The sequence below is a fragment of the Thiolapillus sp. genome, assembly GCF_048562965.1.
Taxonomy (GTDB): Bacteria; Pseudomonadota; Gammaproteobacteria; order Chromatiales; family Chromatiaceae; genus Thiolapillus; species Thiolapillus brandeum_A.
Window position 1 is genome coordinate 1 of the sequence record NZ_JBHNMF010000650.1, and the last position, 1,706, is coordinate 1,706.

The window sequence follows — 1,706 nt, forward strand, 5'->3', positions numbered from 1 at the left end:
GCTTCAGCCTGTGCTTTTATTGCCTCAAGCTTTATTTTTTCATTTTGCAATAAAGCAAGCTCTCCGGCTGTCCTGGTTTGTAAATCCAAGACATCTTTCTGATCTTGTGTACCGTCAACGGCTCCGACAAGTTGACTTAATTTCACTACACGCTGTTTTGACGTTTCCAACAATTCCTGGGCATTCTCATAATACCAAGCGGCGTTATTATTCCCCTCTGTGTAGTATTGAGCGATTTCAGTGGATAATTCCCAATCACTGGTATCAGATTTCAGGTCGAACTTGTCAAATACATCCTGATAATTCACGTCCGTATCCATGGAATACGTGGATTGAATAATGCTGGCATACCCTCTGGGATCACTCATTGATGCTAATGCATCCTCTGCAACCTTCAATTGTTCCTTCATTTTGTCCAGTTGCTCTTTTAATTGATTAATTGTTTCAAGTGCGTGCATAACCTGCTGGATGTTCTGAGCGAGGTTCACGCCATCAAATACCGGGATTCCGCCAGCATTCGCGGTGTTGATAGATGCTACAAATAATATTGATAATATAAATTTCTTCATTGTTTTTCTCCCTTTAGCTTTTTCGCTGTTGATGAAAGATTGGCAACCAAACTTCAGGGGCGGTTCCAACTTCTTTCATAATTTGTTCCGCAAGTTCTACTGTGTCTGACGTACCAGACAAAATAGCCAGTTCATCATTAAAGCCTCTTAGATTCAGTTCTGCAACAACGCTATATTGCCCTTGTTTGACTAAAAAGCGCCTGGAACCCTCGGGCATTTCTTCTTTAATGATATGGAACTCCCGCCGGGTGAGCTTTAGCCCTTCGACGTAATCTTTCGGGTCGGCTTTCGGGTTCGGTAGATAAATCATTGTCGGACATTGCTCAATGATGCTATGTGCAATGGGTGAGTTCAGAACATCTTTCGGGCTTTGTGTGCCAAGCACTAACAAGCCGTTTAATTTTCTGATGGTTTTTAGTTTGTCGTTGGCAAAGGCTTCAAAGTATTCATCCAAAAGAAGTTTCCAGAATTCATCCATGAAACCGATAAACCGTTGCCCATTGATTAGTTCATCCATGCGGTGAAATAGGTACATGACAATAGGGGTTCTTATTACGGGATCATCAAGGAATTGGGTTATGTCAAAACCAAACAGCTTGTTTTTAGAAAAATCAAGTCTGTCTTCTACATTGTCAAAAACCCAGTGAAGTGATCCATGCGTTCCGGTGTCGGTTAGTTCACACCATTTTCTGAGCCTGGAACCCACGCCCTCCTTATCTGATTTATCAAGATAAGACAATAAAGAGGACAGGCGGCGTTGCCTGGGAGAAAGGTCTAAGGTCGCTCTTACCCCTGCACTGATTTCTTCCTCTTGCTGAACAGAAAAAGGGGTATCGTTTTGAGTGAGTTTTTTTACAAATGCCTCTAAAAAGAGAATGTTTCTTGGGGTGGGTTCAAGCAAAAATGGATTATAGCCCGTACTTTTTCCAGGTATATGTGCAAGATATTCCCCTTTCATTGCGCGTACAAATAATTCTAACCCTCGGTCTTTATCGAAGACGACTGAAACAGGTTGGTATTTTTGCGCTTGAGCAAGAAGGAATGCTTGTATTACAGTTTTACCGGAACCAGATGGGCCAATAATCCCTGTGTTACCAAGGGCTTTTTGTTGCTCCCGCCCGTTAGTTTTAAAATTTG

At 42.1% G+C, this 1,706-nt stretch carries 1 protein-coding gene and 1 pseudogene; both read right to left on the minus strand.

All coding sequences use genetic code 11. The annotated features are described in order from the left end of the window. Nucleotides 1–569 (minus strand): type IV secretion system protein (locus ACOCD2_RS18805; RefSeq protein WP_293701664.1); only part of this gene is annotated, 569 nt, incomplete at its 3' end. A gap of 13 nt (nt 570–582) precedes the next feature. Next, nucleotides 583–1,706: pseudogene (locus ACOCD2_RS18810) on the minus strand (VirB4 family type IV secretion/conjugal transfer ATPase); the annotation flags it as partial.